General features: G+C 59.1%; 20 protein-coding genes and 1 pseudogene. 14 read left to right on the top strand and 7 right to left on the bottom strand.

Annotated elements, in window-relative coordinates:
- The first annotated feature begins 219 nt into the window (after positions 1–219).
- The 4 genes from peaA to peaD all read left to right on the top strand — a co-directional run bounded on the left by peaA (position 220) and on the right by peaD (position 4,797).
- The gene (peaA, locus tag JFT91_RS17220) at positions 220–1,800 is read left to right on the top strand and encodes a quinohemoprotein amine dehydrogenase subunit alpha (RefSeq protein WP_201233209.1); all 1,581 of its coding nucleotides are present in this window, start codon (positions 220–222) and stop codon (positions 1,798–1,800) included.
- 82 nt (positions 1,801–1,882) lie between these two features.
- A complete protein-coding gene (gene peaB, locus JFT91_RS17215; RefSeq protein WP_201226625.1) occupies positions 1,883–3,313 on the top strand; it encodes a quinohemoprotein amine dehydrogenase maturation protein in 1,431 nt (476 codons plus the stop codon).
- A gap of 1 nt (position 3,314) precedes the next feature.
- Positions 3,315–3,638, top strand: a complete 324-nt coding sequence (gene qhpC, locus JFT91_RS17210) for a quinohemoprotein amine dehydrogenase subunit gamma (protein WP_064117830.1) — start codon at positions 3,315–3,317, stop codon at positions 3,636–3,638.
- 40 nt (positions 3,639–3,678) lie between these two features.
- Positions 3,679–4,797, top strand: a complete 1,119-nt coding sequence (peaD, locus tag JFT91_RS17205) for a quinohemoprotein amine dehydrogenase subunit beta (RefSeq protein WP_201233208.1) — start codon at positions 3,679–3,681, stop codon at positions 4,795–4,797.
- 99 nt (positions 4,798–4,896) lie between these two features.
- Here peaD and JFT91_RS17200 read toward each other — a convergent pair whose 3' ends face one another.
- Complete coding sequence (locus tag JFT91_RS17200) at positions 4,897–5,301, bottom strand: lysozyme inhibitor LprI family protein (protein ID WP_201226623.1); 405 nt, start codon at positions 5,299–5,301, stop codon at positions 4,897–4,899.
- Positions 5,302–5,356: 55 nt separating this feature from the next.
- Positions 5,357–6,277, bottom strand: coding sequence for an ADP-ribosylglycohydrolase family protein (locus tag JFT91_RS17195; protein WP_201233207.1), 921 nt, complete (start codon positions 6,275–6,277; stop codon positions 5,357–5,359).
- Positions 6,278–6,474: 197 nt separating this feature from the next.
- Here JFT91_RS17195 and JFT91_RS17190 point away from each other — a divergent pair, with 197 nt between their 5' ends.
- Positions 6,475–6,963: an SRPBCC family protein gene (locus JFT91_RS17190; protein ID WP_201205004.1), complete on the top strand. Its 489-nt coding sequence runs from the start codon at positions 6,475–6,477 to the stop codon at positions 6,961–6,963.
- Position 6,964: 1 nt separating this feature from the next.
- A pseudogene (locus tag JFT91_RS17185) lies at positions 6,965–7,764 on the top strand (aminoglycoside phosphotransferase family protein).
- A 360-nt stretch (positions 7,765–8,124) separates the two neighbouring features.
- On the opposite strand, the gene acnA reads toward JFT91_RS17185, so the two are convergent.
- On the bottom strand, positions 8,125–10,866 hold the full coding sequence (gene acnA / locus JFT91_RS17180; RefSeq protein ID WP_201233206.1) for an aconitate hydratase AcnA: 2,742 nt from the start codon (positions 10,864–10,866) through the stop codon (positions 8,125–8,127).
- 222 nt (positions 10,867–11,088) lie between these two features.
- On the opposite strand from acnA, the gene rlmM reads away from it, so the two are divergent.
- Both rlmM and tusA read left to right on the top strand, forming a co-directional pair.
- Entirely contained in the window at positions 11,089–12,162 is a 1,074-nt protein-coding gene (rlmM, locus tag JFT91_RS17175) for a 23S rRNA (cytidine(2498)-2'-O)-methyltransferase RlmM (protein WP_201226620.1), read from the top strand.
- Positions 12,163–12,355: 193 nt separating this feature from the next.
- Positions 12,356–12,607 carry a sulfurtransferase TusA gene (gene tusA / locus JFT91_RS17170; protein ID WP_201226619.1) on the top strand — a complete coding sequence of 84 codons (252 nt, stop codon included), beginning with the start codon at positions 12,356–12,358 and terminating at the stop codon, positions 12,605–12,607.
- A gap of 136 nt (positions 12,608–12,743) precedes the next feature.
- Here the strand turns inward: tusA and JFT91_RS17165 are convergent, their stop codons facing one another.
- Positions 12,744–14,153, bottom strand: a complete 1,410-nt coding sequence (locus JFT91_RS17165; protein ID WP_201233205.1) for an MATE family efflux transporter — start codon at positions 14,151–14,153, stop codon at positions 12,744–12,746.
- 343 nt (positions 14,154–14,496) lie between these two features.
- Here JFT91_RS17165 and pdxB point away from each other — a divergent pair, with 343 nt between their 5' ends.
- Complete coding sequence (pdxB, locus tag JFT91_RS17160; protein ID WP_201233203.1) at positions 14,497–15,639, top strand: 4-phosphoerythronate dehydrogenase PdxB; 1,143 nt, start codon at positions 14,497–14,499, stop codon at positions 15,637–15,639.
- Between the two features lie 183 nt (positions 15,640–15,822).
- On the opposite strand, the gene JFT91_RS17155 is transcribed toward pdxB, so the two are convergent.
- A complete protein-coding gene (locus tag JFT91_RS17155; RefSeq protein ID WP_201233201.1) occupies positions 15,823–16,002 on the bottom strand; it encodes a PA1571 family protein in 180 nt (59 codons plus the stop codon).
- Between the two features lie 256 nt (positions 16,003–16,258).
- Between JFT91_RS17155 and JFT91_RS17150 the strand changes: the two genes are divergently transcribed.
- Positions 16,259–18,037 (top strand): ABC transporter transmembrane domain-containing protein, encoded by a 1,779-nt coding sequence (locus JFT91_RS17150; RefSeq protein WP_201233199.1) that lies wholly within the window; start codon positions 16,259–16,261, stop codon positions 18,035–18,037.
- A gap of 121 nt (positions 18,038–18,158) precedes the next feature.
- Here the strand turns inward: JFT91_RS17150 and JFT91_RS17145 are convergent, their stop codons facing one another.
- Entirely contained in the window at positions 18,159–20,087 is a 1,929-nt protein-coding gene (locus JFT91_RS17145) for a transglycosylase SLT domain-containing protein (protein ID WP_201149027.1), read from the bottom strand.
- A 214-nt stretch (positions 20,088–20,301) separates the two neighbouring features.
- On the opposite strand from JFT91_RS17145, the gene JFT91_RS17140 reads away from it, so the two are divergent.
- The gene (locus tag JFT91_RS17140) at positions 20,302–22,224 is read left to right on the top strand and encodes an ATP-binding cassette domain-containing protein (protein ID WP_201226614.1); all 1,923 of its coding nucleotides are present in this window, start codon (positions 20,302–20,304) and stop codon (positions 22,222–22,224) included.
- Positions 22,225–22,400: 176 nt separating this feature from the next.
- On the opposite strand, the gene JFT91_RS17135 is transcribed toward JFT91_RS17140, so the two are convergent.
- A complete protein-coding gene (locus JFT91_RS17135) occupies positions 22,401–22,838 on the bottom strand; it encodes a universal stress protein (protein WP_201226613.1) in 438 nt (145 codons plus the stop codon).
- Positions 22,839–22,941: 103 nt separating this feature from the next.
- Between JFT91_RS17135 and JFT91_RS17130 the strand changes: the two genes are divergently transcribed.
- From JFT91_RS17130 to JFT91_RS17120, 3 genes are all read left to right on the top strand, one after another.
- Positions 22,942–23,379, top strand: a complete 438-nt coding sequence (locus JFT91_RS17130; RefSeq protein WP_201149028.1) for a hypothetical protein — start codon at positions 22,942–22,944, stop codon at positions 23,377–23,379.
- Between the two features lie 459 nt (positions 23,380–23,838).
- A complete protein-coding gene (locus tag JFT91_RS17125) occupies positions 23,839–25,050 on the top strand; it encodes a TrkH family potassium uptake protein (RefSeq protein WP_242489286.1) in 1,212 nt (403 codons plus the stop codon).
- On the top strand, positions 25,040–25,735 hold the full coding sequence (locus JFT91_RS17120) for a potassium channel family protein (protein WP_201233198.1): 696 nt from the start codon (positions 25,040–25,042) through the stop codon (positions 25,733–25,735). The genes JFT91_RS17125 and JFT91_RS17120 overlap by 11 nt, the downstream gene beginning before the upstream one ends.
- Positions 25,736–25,968 lie beyond the last annotated feature (233 nt).

The raw sequence follows: 25,968 nt of genomic DNA, 5'->3' as shown, positions 1-25,968 counted from the left end.
CGCGAAATTGGACGCCGGTCGACCTCTGCGCCGTCTCTGCAACTCAGTGATCTTCACGTAAATGCTTGATTGAAAAGCTTATCCGCAAGCTGGCACGCTCCGTGTATTGCTCATCACAGACGTTTCTCTTGCCTCCGTTCGCGGCCCGCCGCCGACGGCAGAAACCATAAAAACGATAAGCCACAACAATAAGAAAGCACCGTGCGAGGTTCGACGTTGATGAAGAGAAGACTCCGATCAGGCATGAGCGCCAGCCTGCTGGCCGTGGCCGCTTGCGTGGCCCTGCATTCGCCTTACAGCCTGGCAGCCCGCGATGCCCAGACCATCCTCAAGGAAACCTGTCAGGGCTGTCACACCCCTGAAGCCGATAACGCCTTGAGCCGCATCAGCCACCAGCGCAAGACTCCGGAAGGCTGGCTGATGAGCATTGCGCGGATGCAGACCATGCACGGTCTGCAGATCAGCGATGACGACCGCCGTACTTTGGTCAAGTACCTGGCGGACACCCAAGGCCTGGCGCCAAGTGAAACCGATGGCGTGCGCTATGCGCTCGAACGGCGGCTGAACACGGTCGAGCAGTTCGACGAGAAAACCAGCCAGATGTGCGGCCGCTGCCACTCCGGTGCGCGGGTGGCGCTACAGCGGCGTCCGGCGCAGGAATGGGAGCGTTTGGTCAACTTCCACCTCGGCCAATGGCCGTCGCTGGAGTATCAGGCGCTGGCGCGGGATCGAGATTGGTTTGATATCGCTCGCAAAGACATGGTGCCGCTGCTGGCCAAGCGCTATCCGCTAGACAACCCGGCGTGGCAGCAATGGCTGAAAACCGCGCCGAAAGCTGAAGCGCTGGTCGGTGACTGGAGCTTCAGTGGTCACCTGCCAGGCAAAGGTGAACTTGCTGGCGTGATGAGCGTGAGCGCCGACGGCAACGACACCTTCAAGGTCAGCGTCAAAGGCCAGTACGCCGACGGCAGTGCATTCAATGGCAACGGCAGCGCGATCCTCTACAGCGGCTACGAATGGCGCGGCAACGTCAATGTTGATGGCGTGACGATGCGCCAGGTGTTCGCTGCGCAAGGCAACGCTATGCAGGGACGCATGTTCGACGCTGAACACGATGAGCGGGGTCTTGATTTCGTCGCTGCCAGGCAAGGCTCGCAGCGTTTGCTCGCGGTGCAGCCGGGTTACGTGAAGGCTGGCAGCGAAACCGAAATCACCCTGATCGGCAGCGGGCTCAGCGGTAAGCCGAACTTCGGTAAAGGCGTGGAAGTCGTCGAAGTGGTCGAGCAGAACGCCGAGCGCATCAAGGTCAAAGTCAAAGCGGCGGCCAATGCCCAACCGGGGCTGCGCGCGGTCAGCGTGGGCGCGCTGAAAGGCCCGAGCCTGTCGGTGTATAGCAAGATTGCTTCGGTCAAAGTGGTGCCCGAGTTCTCGGTGGCACGGATCGGCGAGGGCGGTGGTTCGACGCCGAAGGTGCAGGGCCGTTTCGACGCCGTAGCCTGGGGCAAGGGCGCCGACGGCAAGCCGTATCGCATCGGTGTGTTCCCGGCGCAGTGGAAGGTCGAGGCCTTCGACGACCGCGCCAAAGAGGACGAGGACGTCAAGTTCGCTGGCAGCATGCAGGCCGACGCAGGCGTTTTTGTACCGGGCGATGCCGGGCCGAATCCGGCGCGCAAAATGTCCACCAATAACGCCGGCAACCTCAAGGTGATCGCCGCCGTCGACGATGCGGGGAAATCCCTCACCGGCGAAGGCCACCTGATCGTCACCGTGCAACGCTGGAACAATCCACCCATTCCTTGAGTTGTCCTGAACTGCATCGCTTCAGACACTTTTCGGAATGACCGCAAGCCCCGCCAAGCGAGGCCTGCACAGGAGGTTTGCAATGGGCGCTATCTTGAATCTGGTCGAACGCAATCTGCACGAAGTGCACGTCGATGCCGACCGCATGTTGTTTCATATCCCGAGCAGTTCGCTGTTCGCCAGCGACGAGCTGACCGGCACCATCATCGATACGTTGCGCGGCCCCGGCTGCTCCTCGGAAGACCTGATCGAACGCCTCGCGGCACGCTTCAACGGCGAGGAAATCAACGAAACCCTGCGCGAGTTGATCTCGCTGGAACTGGTCAGCGACGGTTCGCCGCTGACCCCGGACATCGCGGTCAAACGCGTCGAACGCACCGCGATCAACACCGTGGTGCTCAACGTCAACACCGGCTGCAACCTGAGCTGCACATATTGCTACAAGGAAGATCTCGACAAGCCATCCGCCGGCAAGAAGATGGACGTCGAAACCGCGATTGCGTCAGTGGAAATGCTCCTGCGTGAATCGCCGGATGAAGAGCGTTTTACCGTGGTGTTTTTCGGTGGCGAGCCGCTGAGTAACCGCAAGCTGATCGAGTACATGGTCGATTACTGCGAAAAGCGATTTGCCGAGGCCGGCAAGTTCGTCGAATTCGTGATGACCACCAATGCCACGTTGCTGACCGAAGACACCGTCGACTACCTGAATGCTCACCGCTTCGGGCTGTCGGTGAGTATCGACGGGCCGAAAACCGTGCACGACCGCAACCGCATCACCGTAGGCGGGCAGGGCACGTATGACGTGGTGCGGCGCAAGGCCGAGATGTTGTTGTCGCGCTACAACAGCCGCCCGGTCGGTGCGCGGGTGACACTGACCACCGGCGTCACCGACGTCGAAACCATCTGGGATCACCTGTTCAATGAACTGGGTTTTGCCGAGGTCGGTTTTGCCCCGGTAACGTCAGGCGATATCAGCAGTTTCAACCTCAGCAGTGAGGAACTGATCGAAGTCTTTGCCAGCATGAAGCGCCTCGGTCGACGTTATCTGGAAGCGGCGCTGGAGCACCGCAACATCGGTTTCTCCAACCTGCACCAGTTGATCACCGACATCCACGAGGGCCATAAAAAAGCCCTGCCGTGTGGCGCCGGGTTGAAGATGCTGGCGGTCGATCACAAGGGCGAACTCAACCTCTGCCACCGCTTCACCGGCTCAACGTTGCCGACCTTCGGTAACGTCCACAGCGGTGTGAAGCAAGTCGAATTGAACGACTTTCTGTCGCAGCGTCTGGATCGCACCAACACCGGTTGTGAGGATTGTCAGATCCGCAACCTGTGCTCCGGTGGCTGCTACCACGAGAGTTACGCGCGCTACGGCGACCCGACCCACCCGACCTATCACTACTGCGAACTGATGCGTGACTGGGTCGACTTCGGCATCGAGGTCTACACCCGGATCATGGCCAATAACCCTGCGTTTATCAGCAGCTACATCACTCCGCGCAAGGCTCACTGATATGAAACATCTCAAGGCAATCAATAACAAAGCGTTGAAGCTCGATCAGGCCGCGGAGGAAAACCGCATCGAAGAAGTGGTGGCGATGAGTTCGGTGGCGGGCTGCGCCTCCACCACCGACCCGGGCTGGGAAATCGATGCGTTCGGCGGCGTGTCGTCGTTGTGCCAGCCGATGGAAGCTGACCTCTACGGCTGCTCCGACCCGTGCTGGTGGCCGGCGCAGGTGCCGGACATGATGAGCACCTACCCGGACTGGAACAAGGATGCCCAGGCGTCCAACGACAACTGGCGCAACCTGGGCACGGTCTTCCCGAAAGACAAATGATGCCTTTAAGAAAACCGCGTACAAGAAAAAGGATTCCAGCATGCACAGCATCAAAGCCTGCGGCCTGGCCGCAATCGCGGTTCTGAGCGCCTGTTCGCTCTCGGTTCTGGCCGATGAAAACACCGCGCTGAAAGACGGTCACGAGTACATGGTGACCACCAATTACCCGAACAACCTGCACGTCCTCGATCTGGCCACCGACAGCCTGTACAAGACCTGCAAGATGCCCGACGCCTTCGGCCCCGGCACCGTGCAATTGTCACCGGATCGCAAGACCGCGTATGTGCTGAACAATCATTACGCCGACGTTTATGGGGTCGAACTCGATAGCTGCAAACAAGTGTTCCACGCCAGCATCACCCAGCAACCCGGCGAGAAAGCGCGCTCGATGTTTGCGTTTACTGTCAGCCATGACGGCAAAGAGCTGTACACCATCGCCAACCCGACGCAGATGCTTAATGACCGTTACGAGGTGAAACAGCCGCGCCTGGATGTCTACGCCACCGATGCCGGCATGAACGCCAAACCCGTGCGCAGTTTTCCGGCGCCACGGCAATTGACCATCATGCAAAGCGGCGATGACGGCACGCTCTACGTCGCGGGCGCCGACGTCTACAAGGTTGATGTGAAGAGTGGCAAGTTCGACGTGCTGATCCCCAGCCGCCACTGGAAGCGTGCGAACTACAGCGCGCCAGATGTGCTGTATGTGTGGAACCAGCAGACTTACCGCCATGATTTTTCACTGCTCTACACCGCAGCGAAATTCAAGGACAAGCAGCAGAATCCGGCGACCGCCGAGTATCTGTATGGCCTGTTCAGTATCGACCTGAAAACCGGCAAGACCGAAACCACTGACTTCGGCCCGTTGACCGAAATCTACTTCAGCGGCATGCGTTCGCCGAAGGATCCGAACCTGATGTTCGGGGTACTCAACCGCCTGGCCAAGTACGACATCAAGCAGAAGAAGCTGATTCAGGCGGCGACGCTGGAACATTCCTACTACTGCATTTCGTTCAACAAGGATGGCAGCAAGATCTACCTGGCCGGGACGTTTAATGACGTGGCGATTTTTGATGCCGAGACGATGAAGCAGACCGGCAGTATCAAGTTGCCTGGGGGGGATATGGCGATTACCACGGCGCAGATTTTTGTCCGGTAATTTGCGGCGGCTGTTCTGACGCCTTCGCGAGCAAGCTCGGCTCCTACAAAGAAGGAGCCGAGCTTACTCGCGAAGAGGCCCCTCAAATCCGCCGAAAAATCAGGCTCCGGGTACCGGACAACTCATGTCACCTTCCTCACACTTCAAATACTCTTTCAGCGCCTCGACCCGCACTTTGGTCACCCCCGTCAGGCAATTGGCGTAAATCAACGGATAAACACTCCCGCCCGTGACCCCGGACGCGGAAAACTTGCACTCGGCATCGCGAAACCCGACCCACGCCCGCTGCGCACTGACCAGCAGCTTCTTGGCGTCCGGGTTGTCCTTCAACCGCCCGGTGATCTGCTGATACACCGAGTTCAACTCGTTGTCGGCGGCCTTGTAATCCTGCCCGGCGCACTGGTTCATCGTCGCTTGGTCGCTGGCGTTGGCACAGTCGACGGCGGCGTGGGCGAAGGAGGCGAATAGAAAGGGTGTCAGGGCCAGCAGCAGGCGCGGGGACATGGGCATCTCTCTGTGTCGAATGTAGGTGCCAAGCAGTGTAGCGCTTGTGTCGCCTCTATTCAGGTACTCGCAGTCTGGAGGCTGTCAGCAGACGATCTGCGGTCGCTGCAATTTCTTCGCCTTCATGGAGCATTTCCAGCCAGTTGGCGGGAATCGCCCGTACGCCGTAATAGGCACCGGCCAACTGGCCGACGATGGCGGCCGTGGTATCGGCATCATCTCCGAGGTTGGCGGCCTGCAGAATCGCTGCGGCGAAGCTGTCAGTGTGATGGAAACACCATAGCGCGGCTTCCAGGGATTCAACGCTGTAACCGCTGCCACGGATTTCGCGGATCGATTTTCCGAGGTAATCACCACGTGCAATCGCCGCGACTTCCGGTTGCCTGAGCGTCGTCACTGATGAGTGGCGCAGTTCTGTCTTCGAGGCGCCCAGCAGGGCTTTGCCAATCAGCTCGGCGAACAGTTGGCAGCACTCGATGGCGGCAGGGGCGGCGTGGGTTGTTCGCGAGCTGTCGGCGGCGAACTTTCGGATCTGCCGGGCATCCGGAAAGTAAAACAACACCACCGGCACCAGGCGCATCAGCGAACCGTTGCCAGCGGTATACGGGTCGGTTGATCCGGCAAAGGGTTCAGCGGTCTGCTGGTACTTCGCCAATGCCTGACTGACCGTCGTGCCGATATCGAAACACTCGCCGGTCGAGCTCAGATAACCCCATTGCCACCAGTTCAGGTAACGCCCCATCTGATCAACGGCGTTGAAGGCGTTTTTTGTCAGCAGGCTTTCCGCCAGGCACAGCGCCATGGAAGTGTCATCCGTCCATTGCCCCGGTTTCAGGTGGAAAGGGCCACCACCGACCATATCGGTCAACGGTTGGAATGAACCGCGTGGCTTGAACTCAACCGTAGTACCCACTGCGTCGCCGCAAGCCAGGCCGAGCAGGGCACCGCGATAACGTTCGGGAAGGGATGGCTGCATGATTCGTCCTTGTCTGATTCTATTTCGCGGGCCAAGGTAACAGTTTCATTGCCTGGGTGACGCTTGAAACTGCCGGGGCAGCGCTCGGTAAATGCCGCTGGATGTTTCCTTTCAGATGAATGGCTGCACCGGTTTGATACAACTTCACATTGGATATGTGGTCATACAGGCCTAGTGTTCAAAACAGGAGGTGACGTATGAAACCAGTACCCAATAGTTTCGAACGCAAAATCATGCTCAAGGCACCGCGCTCACATGTCTGGCGCGCATTGGTCGATGCCGAGGCGTTTGGCCAGTGGTTTGGTGTGGCGCTGGAGGGGCGGCGCTTTATTGCCGGTGAATGGACGCAGGGGCAAGTCACGTATCCGGGTTATGAACATGTGTTGTGGAATGTGCTGATCGAGCGGGTGGAGCCGCAGCAGTTGTTCTCGTTCCGGTGGCATCCGTATGCGGTCGATCCGAAGATCGACTATTCCCAGGAGCCGACGACGCTGGTCAGGTTTGAACTGACGGATTACGACAGCGGCACGTTGCTCAAAGTCTCTGAATCGGGCTTCGCGCATATCCCCGACATTCGCCAGAAAGCGGCGTATTACATGGACAGTCGTGGTTGGGAGGAACAGTTGAGCCGGCTCGAACAGTTTCTTGCCGAAAGCGCCAAGGCTCGCGAGCGTGACGGTGGCTGATATTTTCCAACCGTGGCTGAAACGCTGGGCGCTCATCCCGGACGGCGCGCCAATCACTACCCCCTGCAGCCGTTTGTTGCCGGTGCGCCTGGGTGACACCCCGGCGATGCTGAAACTGGCTGACGACGCCGAAGAAAAGTACGGCAACCTGCTGATGACCTGGTGGGACGGCGAGGGCGCCGCTCGCGTACTGGCGCACCATGAGGATGGCTTGCTGATGGAGCGGGCCATGGGTCGGCGTTCGCTGATGCACATGGCGCTCAATGGCCAGGATGATGAAGCCAGCCGCATTTTGTGCACCGCGCTGGCACGGCTGCATGCCCCGCGAACCACGCCGCCCCCGCCGCTGGTGGAGTTGGGGCCGTGGTTTGCTTCACTGCGAATCGCTGCCGCAGAACATGGTGGGCCTTATGTCTTGAGCCTGCATACCGCCGAAGCCTTGCTCGCCGATCCGCAGGACGTCGTGGTGTTGCACGGTGACATGCACCACGACAATGTCCTCGATTTCGGCTCGCGCGGCTGGCTGGCGATTGATCCGAAGCGAGTGAAGGGCGAGCGCGGTTTTGACTACGCCAACCTGATCTGCAATCCGGACCTGCCGACTGTCGGCGACCCCGAGCGATTTCACCGGCAGGTCGAGGTGATCGTTGCGGCCGCGGGCCTGGATCGTCGTCGCCTTCTGCAATGGTGTTGGCGTTTGCCGGCCTGTCCGCTGCGTGGTTCCTGGAGGATGACGCGCTGGAGCACGCCTCAGGGCAGTTGAAAGTCGCGAAAATCGTCGCGCCCATGCTCGATGCCTGACATGCCTAGGGGTTTTCGGAAGGGCTGCTATGGCGAATGTCCTACACGCGATGGTAGCTATGTCGACTATTACCGATTGGATCCCGTGGGTAATCTACACACATCAACTGAGACACAGGGAGTGTTTCAGGATCAAGGATGATCGACCATTGCAAGGATCGCTGCCGACAGGGAGTCGATAATGGTCTTGGGAAAAACCCGCTTCGGCGGGTTTTTTCGTCCCCGGAAAACCACGGAAGAACTTGTGGCGAGGGGATTTATCCCCGTTGGCCTGCGCAGCAGGCCCGTTCTTTGAGGGAAAAACAGGGTCGCTGCGCAGCCCATCGGGGATAAATCCCCTCACCACAGGGGATCCAGGCGTTATGAGGCGATCAACTGGCGCAACACATAGTGCAGAATCCCGCCCGACTTGAAGTACTCGACCTCGTTCAACGTATCAATCCGGCACAACACCTCGATTTTCTCCTGACGTCCGTCTTCACGGGTGATCACCAGCGGCAGGTTCATTCGCGGCGTCAACTCGACCCCGGTCAGCCCCTGAATCTCGAAGGTTTCCTTGCCGGTCAGGTTGAGGCTCTTGCGGTTCTGATCGAGTTTGAACTGCAACGGCAACACGCCCATGCCCACCAGGTTGGAACGGTGGATCCGCTCGAAACTCTCAGCGATCACCGCTTTGACACCGAGCAGATTGGTGCCCTTGGCCGCCCAGTCGCGGCTGGAACCGGTGCCGTATTCTTGCCCGGCAATCACCACCAGCGGCGTGCCCGAGGCCTGATATTTCATGGCCGCGTCGTAGATCGCCAGTTTCTCGCCAGTCGGAATGTAGATCGTGGCGCCACCTTCTTCACCACCGAGCATTTCGTTACGAATACGGATATTGGCAAAGGTGCCGCGCATCATTACTTCGTGGTTGCCGCGACGTGAGCCGTAAGAGTTGAAGTCCCGTGGTTCCACGCCTTTTTCGCGCAAATAATGCCCGGCCGGGCTGTCAGCCTTGATGTTGCCGGCAGGGGAGATGTGGTCGGTGGTCACCGAGTCGCCGAGCAGGGCCAGCACCCGCGCACCTTTGACATCCTTTATCTCTGGCAACGGGCCGGAGATGTCATCGAAAAACGGTGGATGCTGGATGTAAGTCGAATCGTCTTGCCACACATAAGTCGCCGCTTGTGGCACTTCGATGGCTTGCCACTGTTCATCACCGGCAAACACTTCGGCATATTCCTTGTGGAACATCGCCGTGCTGACCTGGCTGACGGCGTCAGCGATTTCCTTGCTGCTCGGCCAGATGTCACGCAAGTACACCGGATTGCCCTGTTGATCATTACCCAGCGGTTCACTGCTGATGTCAGTGCGCACGCTACCGGCTAGCGCATAAGCCACCACCAGCGGTGGCGAGGCCAACCAGTTGGTTTTCACCAGCGGATGCACACGCCCTTCAAAGTTGCGGTTGCCGGACAGTACCGACGCGACGGTGAGGTCGGCTTTCTGAATGGCTTTTTCGATCGGCTCCGGCAACGGCCCGGAGTTGCCGATACAGGTGGTGCAACCGTAGCCCACCAGTGAAAAACCGAGCTGGTCGAGGTATTGCGTCAATCCCGCAGCCTTGTAGTAATCGGTGACCACTTTTGAGCCCGGCGCCAGCGAACTCTTTACCCACGGTTTGCGGGTCAGGCCTTTTTCCACAGCCTTTTTCGCCAGCAGCCCGGCGGCCATCATTACGCTCGGGTTGGAGGTGTTGGTGCACGAGGTGATCGCTGCAATGACCACCGCGCCGTTTTTCAGGCGATAAGTGTGGCCTTCGTATTCGTAATCGGTTTCTCCGACCAGATCGGCATTGCCCACGGCGACGCCACCGCCGCCCTCACTTTCAAGGCGTCCTTCTTCCTTGCTGGTCGGTTTGAATTGCAGATCGATGAAGTCGCTGAAAGCTTGCGGCACATTCGGCAGTGAGACACGATCCTGCGGACGCTTCGGCCCGGCGAGACTGGCTTCGACGCTGCCCATGTCCAGCGCCAGGCTATCGGTGAACACCGGTTCCTGACCGGGTAGACGCCACAGACCCTGGGCTTTGGTGTACGCCTCGACCAGTTTCACCACTTCCGGCGGCCGGCCGGACAGGCGCAGGTATTCGAGGGTCACGTCGTCGACCGGGAAAAAACCGCACGTGGCGCCGTATTCCGGGGCCATGTTGGCGATGGTTGCGCGGTCTGCCAGCGGCAGATCAGCGAGGCCGTCACCGTAGAATTCGACGAATTTGCCGACCACGCCTTTTTTGCGCAGCATTTGCGTGACCGTCAGCACCAGATCGGTGGCGGTAATGCCTTCTTTAAGTTTGCCGGTGAGCTTGAAGCCGATCACTTCCGGAATCAGCATCGACACCGGTTGCCCGAGCATCGCCGCTTCCGCCTCGATCCCGCCGACGCCCCAGCCGAGTACGCCGAGGCCGTTGATCATGGTGGTGTGCGAGTCGGTGCCGACCAGGGTGTCGGGGAAGGCATAAGTGCGGCCGTCTTCCTCCTTGGTCCACACGGTGCGGCCGAGGTATTCGAGGTTGACCTGGTGGCAGATGCCGGTGCCCGGCGGCACCACGCTGAAGTTGTCGAAAGCACTTTGGCCCCAGCGCAGAAAGGCGTAACGCTCGCCGTTGCGCTGCATCTCGATGTCGACGTTCTGCTCGAACGCACTCGGGCTGGCGAATTTGTCGACCATCACCGAGTGGTCGATCACCAGATCAACCGGCGACAGTGGATTGATGCGCTGTGGATCACCGCCGGCCTTGGCCATGGCCGCGCGCATGGCGGCGAGATCGACCACGGCGGGTACGCCGGTAAAGTCTTGCATCAATACGCGGGCCGGGCGGTACTGGATTTCCCGATCGGAGCGATGCTCCTTGAGCCAGGCCGCAATGGCCCTGAGGTCGGCGCCGGTGACAGTTTTTTCATCTTCCCAGCGCAGCAGGTTTTCCAGCAAAACTTTCAGCGACATTGGCAGTTTGTCGATGTTGCCAAGGGACTTCGCGGCATCCGGCAAGCTGAAATAGTGGTAGGTCTTGTCGTCGATTTTTAGCGTTTTAAGGGTTTTCAGACTATCGAGGGACGGCATTACGATCACTCCTTTGAATCCGCACGGCTACGGATTGAGGGGACGAATAGAGCTTTAAACCTAGCCCTGTTTTAGGTAGCTGGCTAATAACTGGACTCTATGGGCAAGTCCAAGGTTCCGACATCGGCTATCATGCGCCGGTTTTCGTGACAGGTTTTGCTGCAACGCAAGGCTTGAGCATCGCGCAGGGGCCGAATGTCCGCCCTCTGCCCAGGAGTAAGAATGAACACCCTATTCATGCATTGCCGGCCAGGTTTCGAAGGCGAAGTCTGTTCGGAGATTTCCGACCTCGCCGCTCAACTCAACGTGGCCGGCTACGCCAAGGCCAAAGCAGCCACCGCTTGCGCCGAGTTTGTCTGCACCGAAGAAGATGGCGCCGAGCGCCTGATGCGCGGTCAGCGTTTCGCCGAGCTGATCTTCCCGCGCCAATGGGCGCGCGGAGTGTTTATCGATCTGCCGGAAACCGACCGTATCAGCGTGATCCTCGCGCACATGGCCGAATTTCCGCTGTGCGGCAGCCTGTGGCTGGAAGTCGTTGACACCAACGACGGCAAGGAACTGTCGAACTTCTGCAAGAAATTCGAAGGCCCACTGCGCAAGGCCCTGACCGGCGCCGGCAAACTGGTCGACGACGCCGACAAGCCGCGTCTGTTGCTGACCTTCAAAAGTGGTCGCGAAGTGTTTCTCGGTATGGCCGATGCCGGCAACTCGGCAATGTGGCCGATGGGCATTCCGCGTCTGAAGTTCCCGCGTGAGGCGCCAAGCCGTTCGACCTTGAAGCTGGAAGAGGCCTGGCACCACTTCATCCCGCGTGATCAGTGGGAAGACCGCCTGCACAGCGACATGACCGGCGTTGACCTCGGCGCCGCACCGGGTGGCTGGACCTGGCAACTGGTCAATCGCGGCATGCTGGTGACCGCGATCGACAACGGCCCGATGGCCGAAAGCCTTATGGACACTGGCCTGGTGCAACACTTGATGGCCGATGGTTTTACCTTCAAGCCCAAGCAGCCGGTGGACTGGATGGTCTGCGACATCGTCGAGAAACCCGCACGTAACGCGGCGATGCTCGAAGAGTGGATCGGCGAGGGGCATTGCCGGGAGGCAGTGGTCAACCTGAAACTGCCAATGAAGCAGCGTTATGCCGAAGTGAAACGCCTGCTTGAACGCATTGCCGACGGCTTCAAGGCGCGCGGAATCAAGGTTGATATCGGCTGCAAGCAGCTGTATCACGACCGCGAAGAAGTCACCTGCCACCTGCGCCGACACGACATCAAGAAAACCAAATCCCGCTGAAACACTGCAAAACCCTGTGGGAGCGAGCCTTGTGGTGAGGGGATTTATCCCCGATGGGATGCAGCGCATCCCCGGTTTTTGGGGCCGCTACGCGACCCATCGGGGCGGTGCGACGTTTCGCTAAATCCCCTCGCCACAGATGACCGAATACCCGGCAATGCGCGACAATGCCGGCCAGTTTCAGGAGTGAATCATGAGTGAAATGATCGACACGCCGGTCGACGGCACCCTCGACGCCTCCGGCCTCAATTGCCCTGAGCCGGTGATGATGTTGCACCAGCACATCCGTGATCTGGTGCCCGGCGGCCTGCTTAAGGTGATCGCCACGGATCCCTCGACCCGTCGTGACATTCCCAAGTTCTGTGTGTTTCTCGACCACGAACTGGTGGGCCAGCACGAAGAGGCCGGTACTTATCTGTACTGGATCCGCAAAAAGCAGGCTTGAGCCCAAGGCAAACGTAAAACCAAATGTGGGAGCGAGCCTGCTCGCGAATACGCTACATCAGTCACTGATAAGGGTGACTGACACACCGTATTCGCGAGCAGGCTCGCTCCCACTTTTTTCGTCCCGCGTAAGGGTTTTAGCCCATCGAGCGACTGATCCGGATGCGCTTGCGTGCGCTGCGAGTCAGGCGGACCGACAGCATCAGCGCCGCGCAGCTCAGGCCGACGATCAGGCCCTGCCACAAACCACTCGGGCCGCGTGGTTCGCCAAGCCAGTCGGTCAGGCCGAGGGCGTAACCCACCGGCAAGCCAATGCCCCAATAAGCGAACAGGGTCAGGATCATCGTCACGCGAGTGTCCTGATAACCGCGCAGCGCGCCGGCAGCGGTGACCTGGATCGCATCGGAGAACTGGAACAGCGCCGAATACACGATGAGCATCGCCGCGATGTGAATCACGGTCGGGTCAGCGGTGTAGATCGCCGCAATCGGCTCGCGCAGCAGCAACATCATGCTGGCCGACAGGCAGGCGTAGGCCAATGCGGTAGCCATGCCGACGCCCGCAGCAAAGCGCGCCTCACGCGGCTCTTCGCGGCCCAGAGCCTGACCAACGCGCACGGTCACCGCCATGCCCAGCGAGTACGGAATCATGAACACCAGCGAGCTGACGTTCAGCGCAATTTGATGGCCGGCCACCACCGTCGCGCCTAGGCTGCCGATCAGCAGGGCGATCACCGCGAAAATGCTCGACTCGGCGAACACCGCGATGCCAATTGGCAGACCAATCGACAGCAGGCGTTTGATCACCGCCCATTGCGGCCAGTCGAAACGGCTGAACAGTTCGCTCGAACGATAAGCCGGCGCCCAGCGCTCATAACCGGCCAGACCCAGCGCCATCACCCACATCACGATCGCCGTGGCCCAGCCGCAGCCGACGCCGCCCATGGCCGGCACGCCGAAGTGACCATAAATGAAGATGTAGTTCAGCGGAATGTTCAGCGCCAGACCGCAAAGACCCAGGACCATCGCCGGGCGGGTACGGCCGATGCCGTCACTGGTGCAGCGCAGCACGTGATAAAACGCCACCGCCGGCAAGCCGCTGGCGATACCGTGCAGGTACTGCATGCAGGGGCCGATCAGCTCGGGATCGACTTTCATCAAGTGCAGCACCGGTTCGGCGGCGACCAGCATGGCGGTCGCGATCAGTCCGACGACCAGGGCCAGCCACAAGGCCTGACGGACAATCGGACCGATTTCGCTGTGCGTACCGGCGCCGTATCGCTGGGCGACTTTCGGTGTGGTCGCCAGCAAGGTACCGGTCATCAGCAGAAACACCGGCACCCAGATCGAGTTGCCCAATGCCACTGCCGCCAAGTCTTTGGGCCCGACGCGCCCGGCCATCACCGCATCGACGAAGCCCATGGCCGTGGTCGCCAGTTGCGCGATGATGATCGGCAGCGCCAGGCCCAGCAGGTTCTTGAACTCCAGGCGAATCCGCGCGGGGCGGCTGAGGGAGGCGGCGAGAGGTTGGTCAGTAACAGAATTCACAGGCAGAGCGTCCACAGATGTTGATGCGCAGGGCGCCGCATTCTACGCCGCTGACGCCTTGGTCAGGAAAAATCCCTGTTGCGGATTTGTAAATCACCTTCGCCTGCAACGCGATTGCCCTATGGCGAGGAGCTTGCTCCCGCTGGGGCGCGTAGCGGCCCCCAAACTGAACGACACAGTGAATCAGATAAGTCTCGGTGACGGACTTTGCGACGGCTTCGCAGCCGAGCGGGAGCAAGCTCCCTCGCCACAGGAGACGTGTTGTTCTTGCGTGTGCAATCAAAGCTTGCTGGCTCATCAACCGATCAGCACCTAAACTGCCGATCCGCCCAAGGAGCCTGCCATGCTGATTGTTGCCGACGAAAATATTCCGCTGCTCGATGCTTTTTTTGCCGGTTTCGGCGAGATTCGCCGGGTGCCGGGCCGTTCCATCGACCGTGCGACGGTCGAGCAGGCGGACGTGTTGCTTGTGCGTTCGGTGACCAACGTCAACCGGGCGCTGCTTGAGGGCAGCAAGGTTCGTTTCGTCGGGACCTGCACCATCGGTACCGATCACCTGGACCTCGACTATTTCAATGAGGCCGGCATTACCTGGTCGAGTGCACCTGGTTGCAACGCCCGCGGTGTGGTCGATTACGTACTGGGCAGTCTGATGACCCTCGCTGAAATCGAAGGCGTCGATCTGACTCAACGCACCTACGGCGTTGTGGGTGCCGGTGAGGTCGGCGGTCGGCTGATCAAAGTCCTGAAAGGCTTGGGCTGGAACGTGAAAGTCTGCGATCCGCCGCGTCAGGCGACTGAAGGCGGCGACTACGTCAGCCTCGAACAGATCATCGAGCAGTGTGATGTGATCAGCCTGCACACGCCGTTGACCCGCAGTGGCGATGGTGCGACCTGGCACCTGTTTGATCAGCAGCGTTTGCAACAACTCAAGCCCGGTGCATGGCTGATCAATGCCGCTCGTGGCCCTGTGGTCGATAACGCCGCGTTGCGCAAAGTGCTGCTGGAGCGTGAAGACTTGCAGGCTGTTCTCGATGTCTGGGAGGCAGAGCCTGAGGTTGACGTCGCGCTGGCCGAGCTTTGCGTGTTGGCCACGCCGCACATTGCCGGTTACAGCCTCGATGGCAAGCAGCGTGGAACGGCGCAGATCTATCAGGCTTACTGCGAATTTATTGGCCAACCGGCGAGCATCCAGCTCAGTGAATTGCTGCCGGCGCCGTGGTTGTCGGAAGTTTCCCTGCACGCCGACAGCGATCCGGCCTGGGCGCTGGCGATGTTGTGTCGTGGCGTGTACGACCCGCGCCGCGATGACGCGGATTTTCGCCGCAGCCTTTTAGGCAATGTCGCTGAACAGCGTGCGGCGTTTGATGTGCTGCGCAAGCAGTATCCGGTTCGGCGCGAAATTGAAGGCCTGAAGGTGCGGATCGAAGGCGATTCGCCGGCGTTGCAGCAGATTGTGACAGCACTCGGCGCGGTGGCTGTTTAGGGACCGAGGTGGCTTCATCGCTGGCAAGTCAGCTCCCACAGGTTTCGCGGAGCACTCTGATTTTGAGTACGACGAAAATCTTGTGGGAGCTGGCTTGCCAGCGATCGTTTCATTACAAGGCTCAACTGTTCAGGCAGAAAAAACCCGGCCAAAAGGGGCCGGGTCAGGAAGACGGTGGCTATATCACTTTTGTTCGGCAGGCTTGACCAATCGCTTCTCCAGTTCGCGGCAGGCGTCCTGGATCATGTCTTCAGTGATCGGTACTTCACGGCCCTGCTCATCGATAATCGAGCAACCCAGAGTCTGGCCGGGCTTGGTGCGGATCACTTCAATCTTGTCATCGCTGCTGTGTTGCAAGGACATGGCCTGTCTCCTCATCAGGTTGTATTGATAGATTAAAACCGCCACGTGACCAGGCTGTGACAACGCCTTTCGGTCTGTCCCGTACGGTCACTCCAGTCCAGCAGAAATGACCGCTCGTCTCAACCGGGACGTTAGACCAATAGCAACTATGGCCTAGTCTTTGGGGGCATATTTAACCTGACTCATTGTGATTTACAGAGTTCCACCCCATAGAAGGTTTAGGCTAGCCCTTTTATCAACACGGATGTGTACCTGAATGACCCCGAAGCTTTCTTCAAGGCACCGTCGCGCCCTGCGCCTGACCAGTCGATTTCTGGCCCCTTACCGCTGGCAAGTTATCGGTGCGCTGCTGGCGTTGATCGTCACCGCCGCCGTCACGTTGTCGATGGGGCAGGGGATCAAACTGCTGGTCGACCGGGGTTTCATGACCCAGTCGCCGCACCAGCTCAACCAGAGCATTGGCATCTTCATGCTGATGGTGTTGGGCCTGGCAGTTGGCACATTCGCGCGGTTTTACTGGGTGTCCTGGATTGGCGAACGCGTCGTGGCCGACATCCGGCGCGAGGTATTCAATCATCTGGTCTATCTGCACCCGGGGTTCTACGAGAACAACCGCAGTTCGGAGATTCAGTCGCGATTGACCGCCGACACGACGCTGCTGCAGTCGGTGATCGGTTCGTCGCTGTCGATGTTCCTGCGCAACCTGCTGATGGTGATCGGCGGCGTCATTCTGCTGTTTGTCACCAACGCAAAACTCACCAGCATCGTGGTGATCGCCTTGCCGTTCGTGGTTGCACCGATTCTGATTTTTGGCCGCCGCGTGCGCAATCTGTCACGCCTGAGTCAGGACCGCGTTGCCGACATCGGCAGCTATGTGTCGGAAACCCTCGGCCAGATCAAAACCGTGCAGGCCTATAACCATCAGGTACAGGACGAGCGACGTTTTGCGGCAACCGTTGAAGACGCTTTCGACACGGCACGCAAACGTATCTTTCAGCGTTCATGGATGATCACCATGGTGATCGTGCTGGTGTTGGGCGCTGTCGCGGTGATGTTGTGGGTCGGCGGCATGGACGTGATCGCCGGGCGCATCACCGGTGGCGAACTGGCTGCGTTTGTCTTTTACAGCCTGATCGTCGGCAGCGCGATCGGCACGCTGAGTGAAGTCATCGGCGAATTGCAGCGAGCAGCAGGCGCGGCGGAGCGAATCGCGGAGCTGCTTGGTTCGAAAAATATCATCCAGCCACCGGTCACGGGGCTGATGACCTTGCCGGAGCGCGTCAGGGGCGAATTGCAATTGCAGGATGTACGCTTTTCCTACCCGTCACGCCCTGAAAGCTATGCGGTAAACGGCCTCAATCTGACCATCAGACCTGGTGAAACACTGGCGTTGGTGGGGCCCTCCGGCGCGGGCAAATCCACGGTGTATGACCTGTTGTTGCGCTTTTACGATCCGCTGGAAGGGCAGATCCTTATCGATGGCGTGCCACTGACCCGCCTCGATCCGCTGGATCTGCGCCGCCACTTTGCTCTGGTGTCGCAGTCGCCAGCACTGTTTTTCGGCAGCGTTGAAGAGAATATCCGTTACGGCAATCCGGGGGCGACGCTGGCGCAGGTCAAGGACGCGGCGAAAATTGCTCACGCCCATGACTTCATCGAAAAAATGCCCGACGGTTATCAGACCCATCTGGGTGATGGCGGGCTCGGCCTTTCTGGTGGTCAACGCCAACGCCTGGCGATTGCCCGCGCGTTGTTAGTGGATGCACCGATCCTGCTGCTGGACGAAGCTACCAGCGCCCTCGATGCACAGAGCGAGCACCTGATTCAGGAAGCGTTGCCCAGCCTGATGCAGAACCGCACCACACTGGTCATCGCGCATCGCCTGGCCACCGTGAAAAATGCCGACCGCATTGCGGTGATGGATCAGGGCCAACTCGTCGCTATCGGCACCCATCAGGAATTGATTGCCAGCAATCCGCTGTATGCGCGGCTGGCGGCGTTGCAGTTCAATGATGGTCACGCGGTAGCCGTGTAGGCGCTGCCGAAGGCTGCGATCTTTTGATCTAAAAAAATGCCCGCATGAGAATGCGGGCATTTTTTAAGCTGAATCAAAAGATCGCAGTCTTCGGCAGCTCCTGCGTAACCGGCATTACCGGTTATTGATCGTCAAAGTAGCGTTCGTGCCAATCCACCAGCGGCTGCGGCGAGTTGAGTTTCTGGCCGTAGATCACCGAGTACGACAGCACGTTCTGCACGTACTGACGGGTTTCGTCGAACGGGATGCTTTCAACCCACACGTCGAAGCTCAAGTGATCGGCGCCGCGAAGCCATTGACGTACACGGCCGGGGCCGGCGTTGTAAGCGGCGGAGGCGAGGACGCGATTGCCGTTGAACTGGCTGTGTACCTGGCTCAGGTAAGCGGCGCCGAGCTGGATGTTTTTGTCCGGATCGAGCACTTGCTGTGGCGAGGCCAGCGGGATGCTGAACTTGCGCGCGGTTTCCTTGGCGGTGCCGGGCATCAGCTGCATCAGGCCGCTGGCGCCGACGCCGGAGCGTGCGTCGTCCATGAAGGCGCTTTCCTGGCGGGTGATGGCGAACACCCAGCTCGAATGCAGACCGCGCACCTTGGCTTCACGCACGAGGGTTTCGCGGTGGGCCATCGGGAAACGGATGTCCAGATCGTCCCAGTATTGCGCCTGGCTGATGGTGCGGATCGCCGGGAAGTACCACTTCAGGTCGTAGGCGAGCTTCGCCTGGGCAACCATTTCGTCACGGTTGAAGTGGCGGCTGACGTGGTACCACTCGCGGCGACCGTCGACGATCTGCCCGCGGGCATGGAACTCCAGTGCGCGGCGAACGCCAGGCGTATTGCGCACCTTGTTGATCAGCGCCTGGCTGAGCACCAGTGGCTTGTTGTTCAGCGAATACGGTGATTGCGAACGGTCAGCGGCGAGGAAACCGTAGAAGTCGCGCTCGCGGGCGAGGTTTTTGTACAGGGTCTGCGCCTCTGGATTCTGTGGCTGCGCCAGTTCCAGACTGCGTGCCTGCCAGTAGCGCCAGCGGTTGGTGGTGGCCAGATCCTGCGGCAGACGTTTGGTCAGTTGATAGGCATCGTCCCAGCGAGCCAGGCGCAGCAGCAGGCGCAAGCGCCATTCCGAAACAGTGTTGTCGCGAAGCTCGGGGTCGTATTTGGTCATCACGTCCAGCGCGCGGCTGTCGAAACGTCGCGCCAGGGTCAAGCCGATTTCCCGGGCAATCGCGACTTTTTCATCGCGGGAAAAATGCATGCTGCTGGCATAGCCGTCGAGCAGCGCCATGGCCTTGTCCGGATCCTGGCGGGCGAGGCGGCGCAGGCCAAGGCTGACCACGTCAGACATCGGTTCATCGCCTGGAGTAAAGCGTGAAGGCTGGTTGAGCAACTCGGGTTTTTGCGCGACATCGACCAACAGGCGACCGCGTGGGGCGAGGGTGGTCAAGCCGTTGACCAGGCTGTTGGCCAACGGATAGTTGCGCGCTTGAGCGGCAAGCTTGGTGCGTTCCCAGCGTTTCTGTTCGGTCAATTGGCCATCAGCGGCCCAGACGCCGAACAGCGCATCACAGGCGGCGGGCTGTGATTTGCCGGTCAGCCAGAGCTTTTCAGCGTTGGCATAACCTTCGGCTTTATGGTTGCTGCTGATCTGGTATTGCGCATTGAGGCAGTCCAGTTCAGTGAAGTTGAGTTTCGGGTCGTAATATTTGACGAAGGTCGCCCAGTCGCCACGGTCGGCGAGCCAGCGCAACCAGCGCAACTTCATCCAGTTGGCCTGAGGCAGATCGCCGTGTTCAGCGAGGAATTTCTCGATTTCGGCGTTGCTCGCGCTTTTCAGGCGCGCGGTCAGCTCGTCGTAGGCCAGATACGGTTCCAGCGGATAATCGGCCAGGGCCTGGCTGTAACGGAAGTACGGGCCGGTATCGCCTTTGGCGAGGGCGCGCTTGGCTTCATCGTAATACTGGCGTTGGGTGGACAGGTCCACCGCCTGGGCGGATTGAACGGCAGCGGCGGTAAGTAGCAAGCAGGACAAAACACTGAAAAGGCGACTGCGCATGAGACATCCGGGCAGAGAAATCATGACAAGTGCCGACCTCGGTCAGCACTGAATTGTCTGTAGCTTAGCCTTTTGCCAGCAAGCGGCGAAAGCTTTGCGGGCCTTGCAGCACAAGTTCGCAACAAATGTTGTGCAGAGTGCTTCCACAGACAAATTGGCGGCCTGTTGATGCCCTAACTCAGGTAGAATGCGCGCCCGGTTTTTGGAGAAGCTCATGACCCTGCTCAAATTCAGCGATGTGTCCCTTGCGTTCGGCGCTATGCCGTTGTTGGACAAGGTGTCCTGGCAGATCGCCCGTGGTGAGCGGGTGTGCATCATCGGCCGCAACGGCACAGGCAAGTCCAGCATGATGAAGCTGGTCAAGGGCGATCAAAAGCCTGACGACGGCTCCGTGTGGCGTGCCCCCGGTCTGAAAATCGGCGAATTGCCGCAAGAATTGCCAGTGGCCGACGATCGGACTGTGTTCGACGTGGTTGCCGAAGGCCTCGATGGCGTGGGCGCGTTGCTCGCCGAGTACCATCACCTTGCGCAGAACTGCGTCACTGAAGAAGACCTGAACAAGCTGATGCACGTTCAGCAAGACCTCGAAGCCCGTGATGGCTGGCGTTTGCAGACCCTGGTCGACAGTACCCTGAGCCGCCTGCAACTGCCGGCCGACAAGACCCTCGCGCAGTTGTCCGGCGGCTGGCGTCGTCGCGTGCTGCTGGCGCAGGCGCTGGTGTCCGAGCCGGATCTGCTGCTGCTCGACGAACCCACCAACCACCTGGACATCGGTGCAATTGCCTGGCTCGAAGAAGCGCTGAAAGATTTCCAGGGCGCCGTGCTGTTCATCACGCACGACCGTTCCTTCCTGCAAAACCTTGCCACGCGCATCCTCGAACTGGATCGCGGTGGCCTGATCGACTGGAACGGCGACTACGCCAGTTTCCTCGTGCACAAAGAAGCCGCACTGGCCGCTGAAGAAACCGCCAACGCGCTGTTCGACAAGAAACTGGCCCAGGAAGAAGTCTGGATCCGTCAGGGCATCAAGGCGCGTCGCACCCGTAACGAAGGCCGCGTCCGCGCCCTGAAAGCCTTGCGCGTTGAGCGTAGCGAGCGTCGTGAGCGCACCGGCAAGGCGAATATTCAGTTGGACACTGCCGACAAGTCCGGCAAGCAGGTGATGGTGCTCGAGAACGTGAGTTTCGCTCACCCGGGCGGCCCGTTCCTGATCAAAGATTTCTCGATGGTGCTGACGCGCGGCGACCGTATCGGTCTGCTCGGCGCCAACGGTACCGGCAAGACCACCCTGCTGAAACTGATGCTCAGCGGTCTGCAACCGACCTCTGGCAAAGTGGAAGAGGGCACGCGCATCGACGTGGCCTACTTCGACCAGTTGCGTCATCAACTGGATCTGGAAAAGACCGTTATCGACAACGTTGCCGAAGGTCGCGATTTCATCGATATCGACGGTCAGAGCCGCCACGTGCTGAGCTACCTCGGCGACTTCCTGTTCAGCCCGCAGCGTGCCCGCACTCCGGTCAAGGCGCTGTCGGGTGGTGAGCGTGCGCGTCTGTTGCTGGCCAAATTGTTCAGCAAGCCGGCGAACCTGCTGGTGCTCGACGAACCAACCAACGACCTCGACGTGGAAACGCTGGAGCTGCTTGAAGAAGTGCTGTTGACCTTCAATGGCACCGTGCTGATGGTCAGCCACGACCGGGCATTCCTCGACAACGTGGTGACCAGCACGCTGGTCTTCGAAGGCGAAGGCAAGGTTCGTGAATACGTCGGCGGCTATCAGGACTGGATCCGTCAGGGGGGCTCGCCGCGTCTGCTGGGCGTGACTGAAAGCAAATCCGGCAAGGCTGACCTGAATTCGGCAGTGGTAACGGCTGAGCCTGCTGCGGTGGCTGAATCTGCCGCTGCCGCTCCGGGGGCGAAGAAGAAGCTGAGCTACAAGCTGCAGCGCGAGCTGGAAGCGTTGCCGGGCGACATCGACGCCAAGGAGCAGCAGATCGCTGCGGTGGAAGCTGAAATGGCGGATGCCGGTTTCTATCAGCGGCCTGCGGCAGAAACGGCCAAGGTGATTGCTTCTCTGGAACAGTTGACGGCTGAGCTGGATGCCTTGATGGAGCGTTGGGCCGAGCTGGATGCCTGATTGTCTCTGATGTGAAAAAGCCCGGCGTTCAGTGATGAGCGCCGGGCTTTTCATATGTAAACGCAGTTCCCTTGTAGGAGTGAGCCTGCTCGCGATAGCGTCCAGATATTCGACACTTTCGTCGACTGTCATAACGCTATCGCGAGCAGGCTCGCTCCCACAATGATCAGTGTGTTTCAGCGTTTTGTCAGGTGTACGGCCAGTACGTCGCAGGGTGCGCCGTGCAGCACGTCGTTGGCGGTGGAGCCGAGCAGCAGCGCCAGGCCATGGCGGCCATGACTGCCGACCACGATCAGATCGCACGTTTGTTCCTTGGCGAAATGATGGATCTCCTGACGTGGCTGACCATAGGTCAAGTGGCAGTTGGCGCCTTCGAGTTCGGAATACTTGAGCTTCAAGCGCTCGAGGCGCTCTTTGGCCTGATCGAATTGCTGCTGTTGCAGTTGTGACAGATCCATCGGCACGTCGCCGCCGAACGCCATGGCCATCGGCTCGACGATATGCACCAGAGACAGCTTGGCGCCATTGCTCACCGAGAGCTCGCGGGCGCGGTGGATAACAGGGTCGCACTCTTCAGTCAGATCTACAGCGACCAGGATGTGGTGGTAGGGCATGAGGTGCTCCTCCTGAGGTTTCAATATTGTTAAGTATGGCTGGTTTCAAGCGCATTGGTTCCAAAGTGACACAATGCGCTCACCAAGAATTGGGAGTAGAGATATGACGGTCTGGTTGGTGGTGTCAATCCTGTTGGTGGTTTTAAGTCCGCTGGCTTGGTTGCGTCCATCGCGTGCGCAAAGCGGTCGCATCGCCCTGCGCATGGAGGCACGGCGTATTGGCCTGGCTATGCAACTGGCGCCCCAGGAGTGGCCGCATTGGCTCTCTCAAGAGCCGCCGAACCCCTGCGCGCAGTACCATCGGCCACGTCGTGGCAAGCAACCGGCATGTTGGACCTGGTGGCAGAAATCGCCGGGCGTGTGGGTCAATCAATGGCAGGAAGTCTGCGAAGACCGCGCGCTGCTCAATCATTTCGAAAAATTGCCGGACAATGTCTTCAAGGTCGAGGCGGATAAACAAATGATCGCCTTGTATTGGGGCGAGAAGGGCGAAGCCACGGTTTTGCAGGATATCGACGCCACGCTGAAAGCGCTGGCATGACTCGCGGACTTTTCCCACTGTAACGGTGCGAAACGTCCGGCATACGAGCAGTAAAAAAATGCCGGAGGCGCAGTCGCGACGTCTGCGGATGGTTGAATTTTCGTCGATCCTCGCAGCTCGACCCAATATGAGAAGGGCGAGGGTCTCAATTAGATATCGCAATTTTTTCGAGAATAGGACAGCTTTGCAAGACAGGAGCGTCGAAGGGTTGATGTGGTGAACGACGATATGCCTCATCGAACCGGTCACGGCAGCATTGATCATGGCCACCGTCAAGATTTGAAGCCCTCACGTTTTTCAGGTGCTTTAGATTCCCATGTCACTACATGAGATCTGCTACCAAATGAAATTGCTGCTTCATCCTGCCAGGGTTGTCTCCCTGGTTTTCCTGGCTGTGATACTGGTCGGTACCGCTATCTTGATGCTGCCGATGTCCCAGGCCGAGGGTATTTCCTCCTCTTGGGTAACGGCCTTTTTACCGCCGTTTCGGCTGTCTGCGTTACTGGGTTGGTAGTGGTGGACACCGGTACTTACTGGTCGACCTTCGGCCAGTCAGTGATCCTGCTGCTGTTCCAGATCGGCGGCTTCGGCATTATGACGGTGGCGACCTTGCTCGGCTTGATGGTCAACCGAGGCTTGCGTCTGCGCACCAAAATGGTCGCACAATTGGAGTCACGCTCGTTGGGGTTGGGCGACATCGCCAGCGTTGCCAGGCTGGTCCTGGTGGTGACATTCGCCTTGGAACTCATCCTCACCCTGTGGCTCACCCTCAGGTTGCACCTGACTTATGATCTGCCATGGGCCAGTGCGGCGTGGAGCGGCCTGTTTCATGCGGTATCAGCATTCAATAATGCGGGTTTCTCCATTTATTCCGACAGCCTGACGCGTTACGCGTTCGATGCCGGGATCCTGTTGCCAATCATGGCTGCGATCATTATTGGCGGCATTGGCTTTCCCGTCTTGTATGACTTGCGCAGCAGATTCAGTGAACCTCGTCGCTGGTCGCTGCATACCAAGCTCACCTTGGTCGGAACGGCAGTCCTGCTTCTAGTCGGGTTTTTAACGCTGCTACTGTTTGAGTGGTTTAACCCGGCTACCCTTGGTCCGATGCCAGTGATCGATAAAGTTCTCTCGGCGGCATTTGCTTCCGTTTCTGCGCGTACAGCCGGATTCAACTCTATTGATATCGGCGCGTTAACTCATGAAAGCTGGGCAATTCACTATCTCCTGATGTTCATCGGGGGTGGCAGTGCGGGCACCGCAGGTGGTGTAAAAGTCGGCACTGTAGCCATTCTGGTTTTACTGGTGATCGCGGAAATTCGTGGACACAGCGACAGCGACGCATTTGGTCGTCGAATCGGTGCCCCGGCCCAGCGCCAAGTGATTACAGTGCTTGTGCTAGGCAGCGCCATGATCGTGCTGGCGACGCTATTTATCATGCGTGAAACAGACCTGCCCACAGATCAGGTCATATTCGAAGTCATCTCAGCGTTTGGCACGGTCGGCTTGTCCACTGGCATTACCGCTGATCTCCCCGCGTCAGCTCAACTCATGCTCACGCTACTGATGTATGTCGGGCGGGTCGGCACTATTACGCTCGCGGCGTCACTGGCTCTGGGCGAACGCCGGATGCCTTACCGCTACCCAGAGGAACATCCTATTGTTGGCTAAATTTCTTTTTACCGAGCAGTTCTCCTTTTCCAAGGGCGATAGCGTGGTAGTGATCGGCCTTGGTCGTTTCGGTGGCTCCGTGGCTCAATCGCTGATGCGGCTCGGTCACGATGTGATGGGCATCGACCAGGATGCCGCGCCAGTCCATGAGTGGGCCGATCTCTTGACTCATGCTGTCCAGGCGGACTCCACCAACCTGATGGTCTTGCGCCAATTGGGTGTAGCCGATTTTGCTCACGCCATTGTGGGGATAGGAACAGATCTGTCAGCTAGCTTGCTGACCATCATGACGCTGACGGAGTTGGGTATCGGGGATATCTGGGTCAAGGCCAGGACGACCGAGCATGGTCAGATAGCCCAGCGGATTGGCGCCCATCACGTTGTCTACCCTGAGAAGGATATGGGGGAACGTGTGGCTCACCTCATTACCGGGCGGATGATCGACTTCATCGAGTTCGATGACGGCTTTGCCATTGCCAAGATTCACGCGCCCCTGGCGAGCCAAAACAACACCTTGGCCGACAGTGATATCCGGGAAAGATTTGGTGTGACGATCGTAGGGTTGAAGCGCGCCAGTCTGGATTTCCAGCACGCCACCCCCAGCACTCTGATCTTGCCGGGCGATCTGCTAATCGTTTCCGGTCCGACCCATCTGATCCAGAAGTTTGCAGGTCATTCGACTTGAGCCGAAAGTAAAAAGCCCGACATGATTCATCGGGCGGGGTTGGCCAGGCAGGCCGGTAATTTTTTCAGTTGATTTCGCTTCAAGCAATCAGCGTATTCCCCTGTCGTCCAGCCAGCGTAACCTGTTAAACGTGGCGCGGCGTGAATTAGGGCGAATTTTCTAACTATTGATTCTATGAATGACGTTACATGCAGACGCGTGTTGCGGGTCTTCGTGGTACGGATGTGACCGCA

It is taken from the genome of Pseudomonas sp. TH08, from assembly GCF_016651275.1.
Classification (GTDB): Bacteria; Pseudomonadota; Gammaproteobacteria; order Pseudomonadales; family Pseudomonadaceae; genus Aquipseudomonas.
Note: the sequence above shows the minus strand (reverse complement) of the source record. Positions and strands in the feature narration are given on the sequence as shown.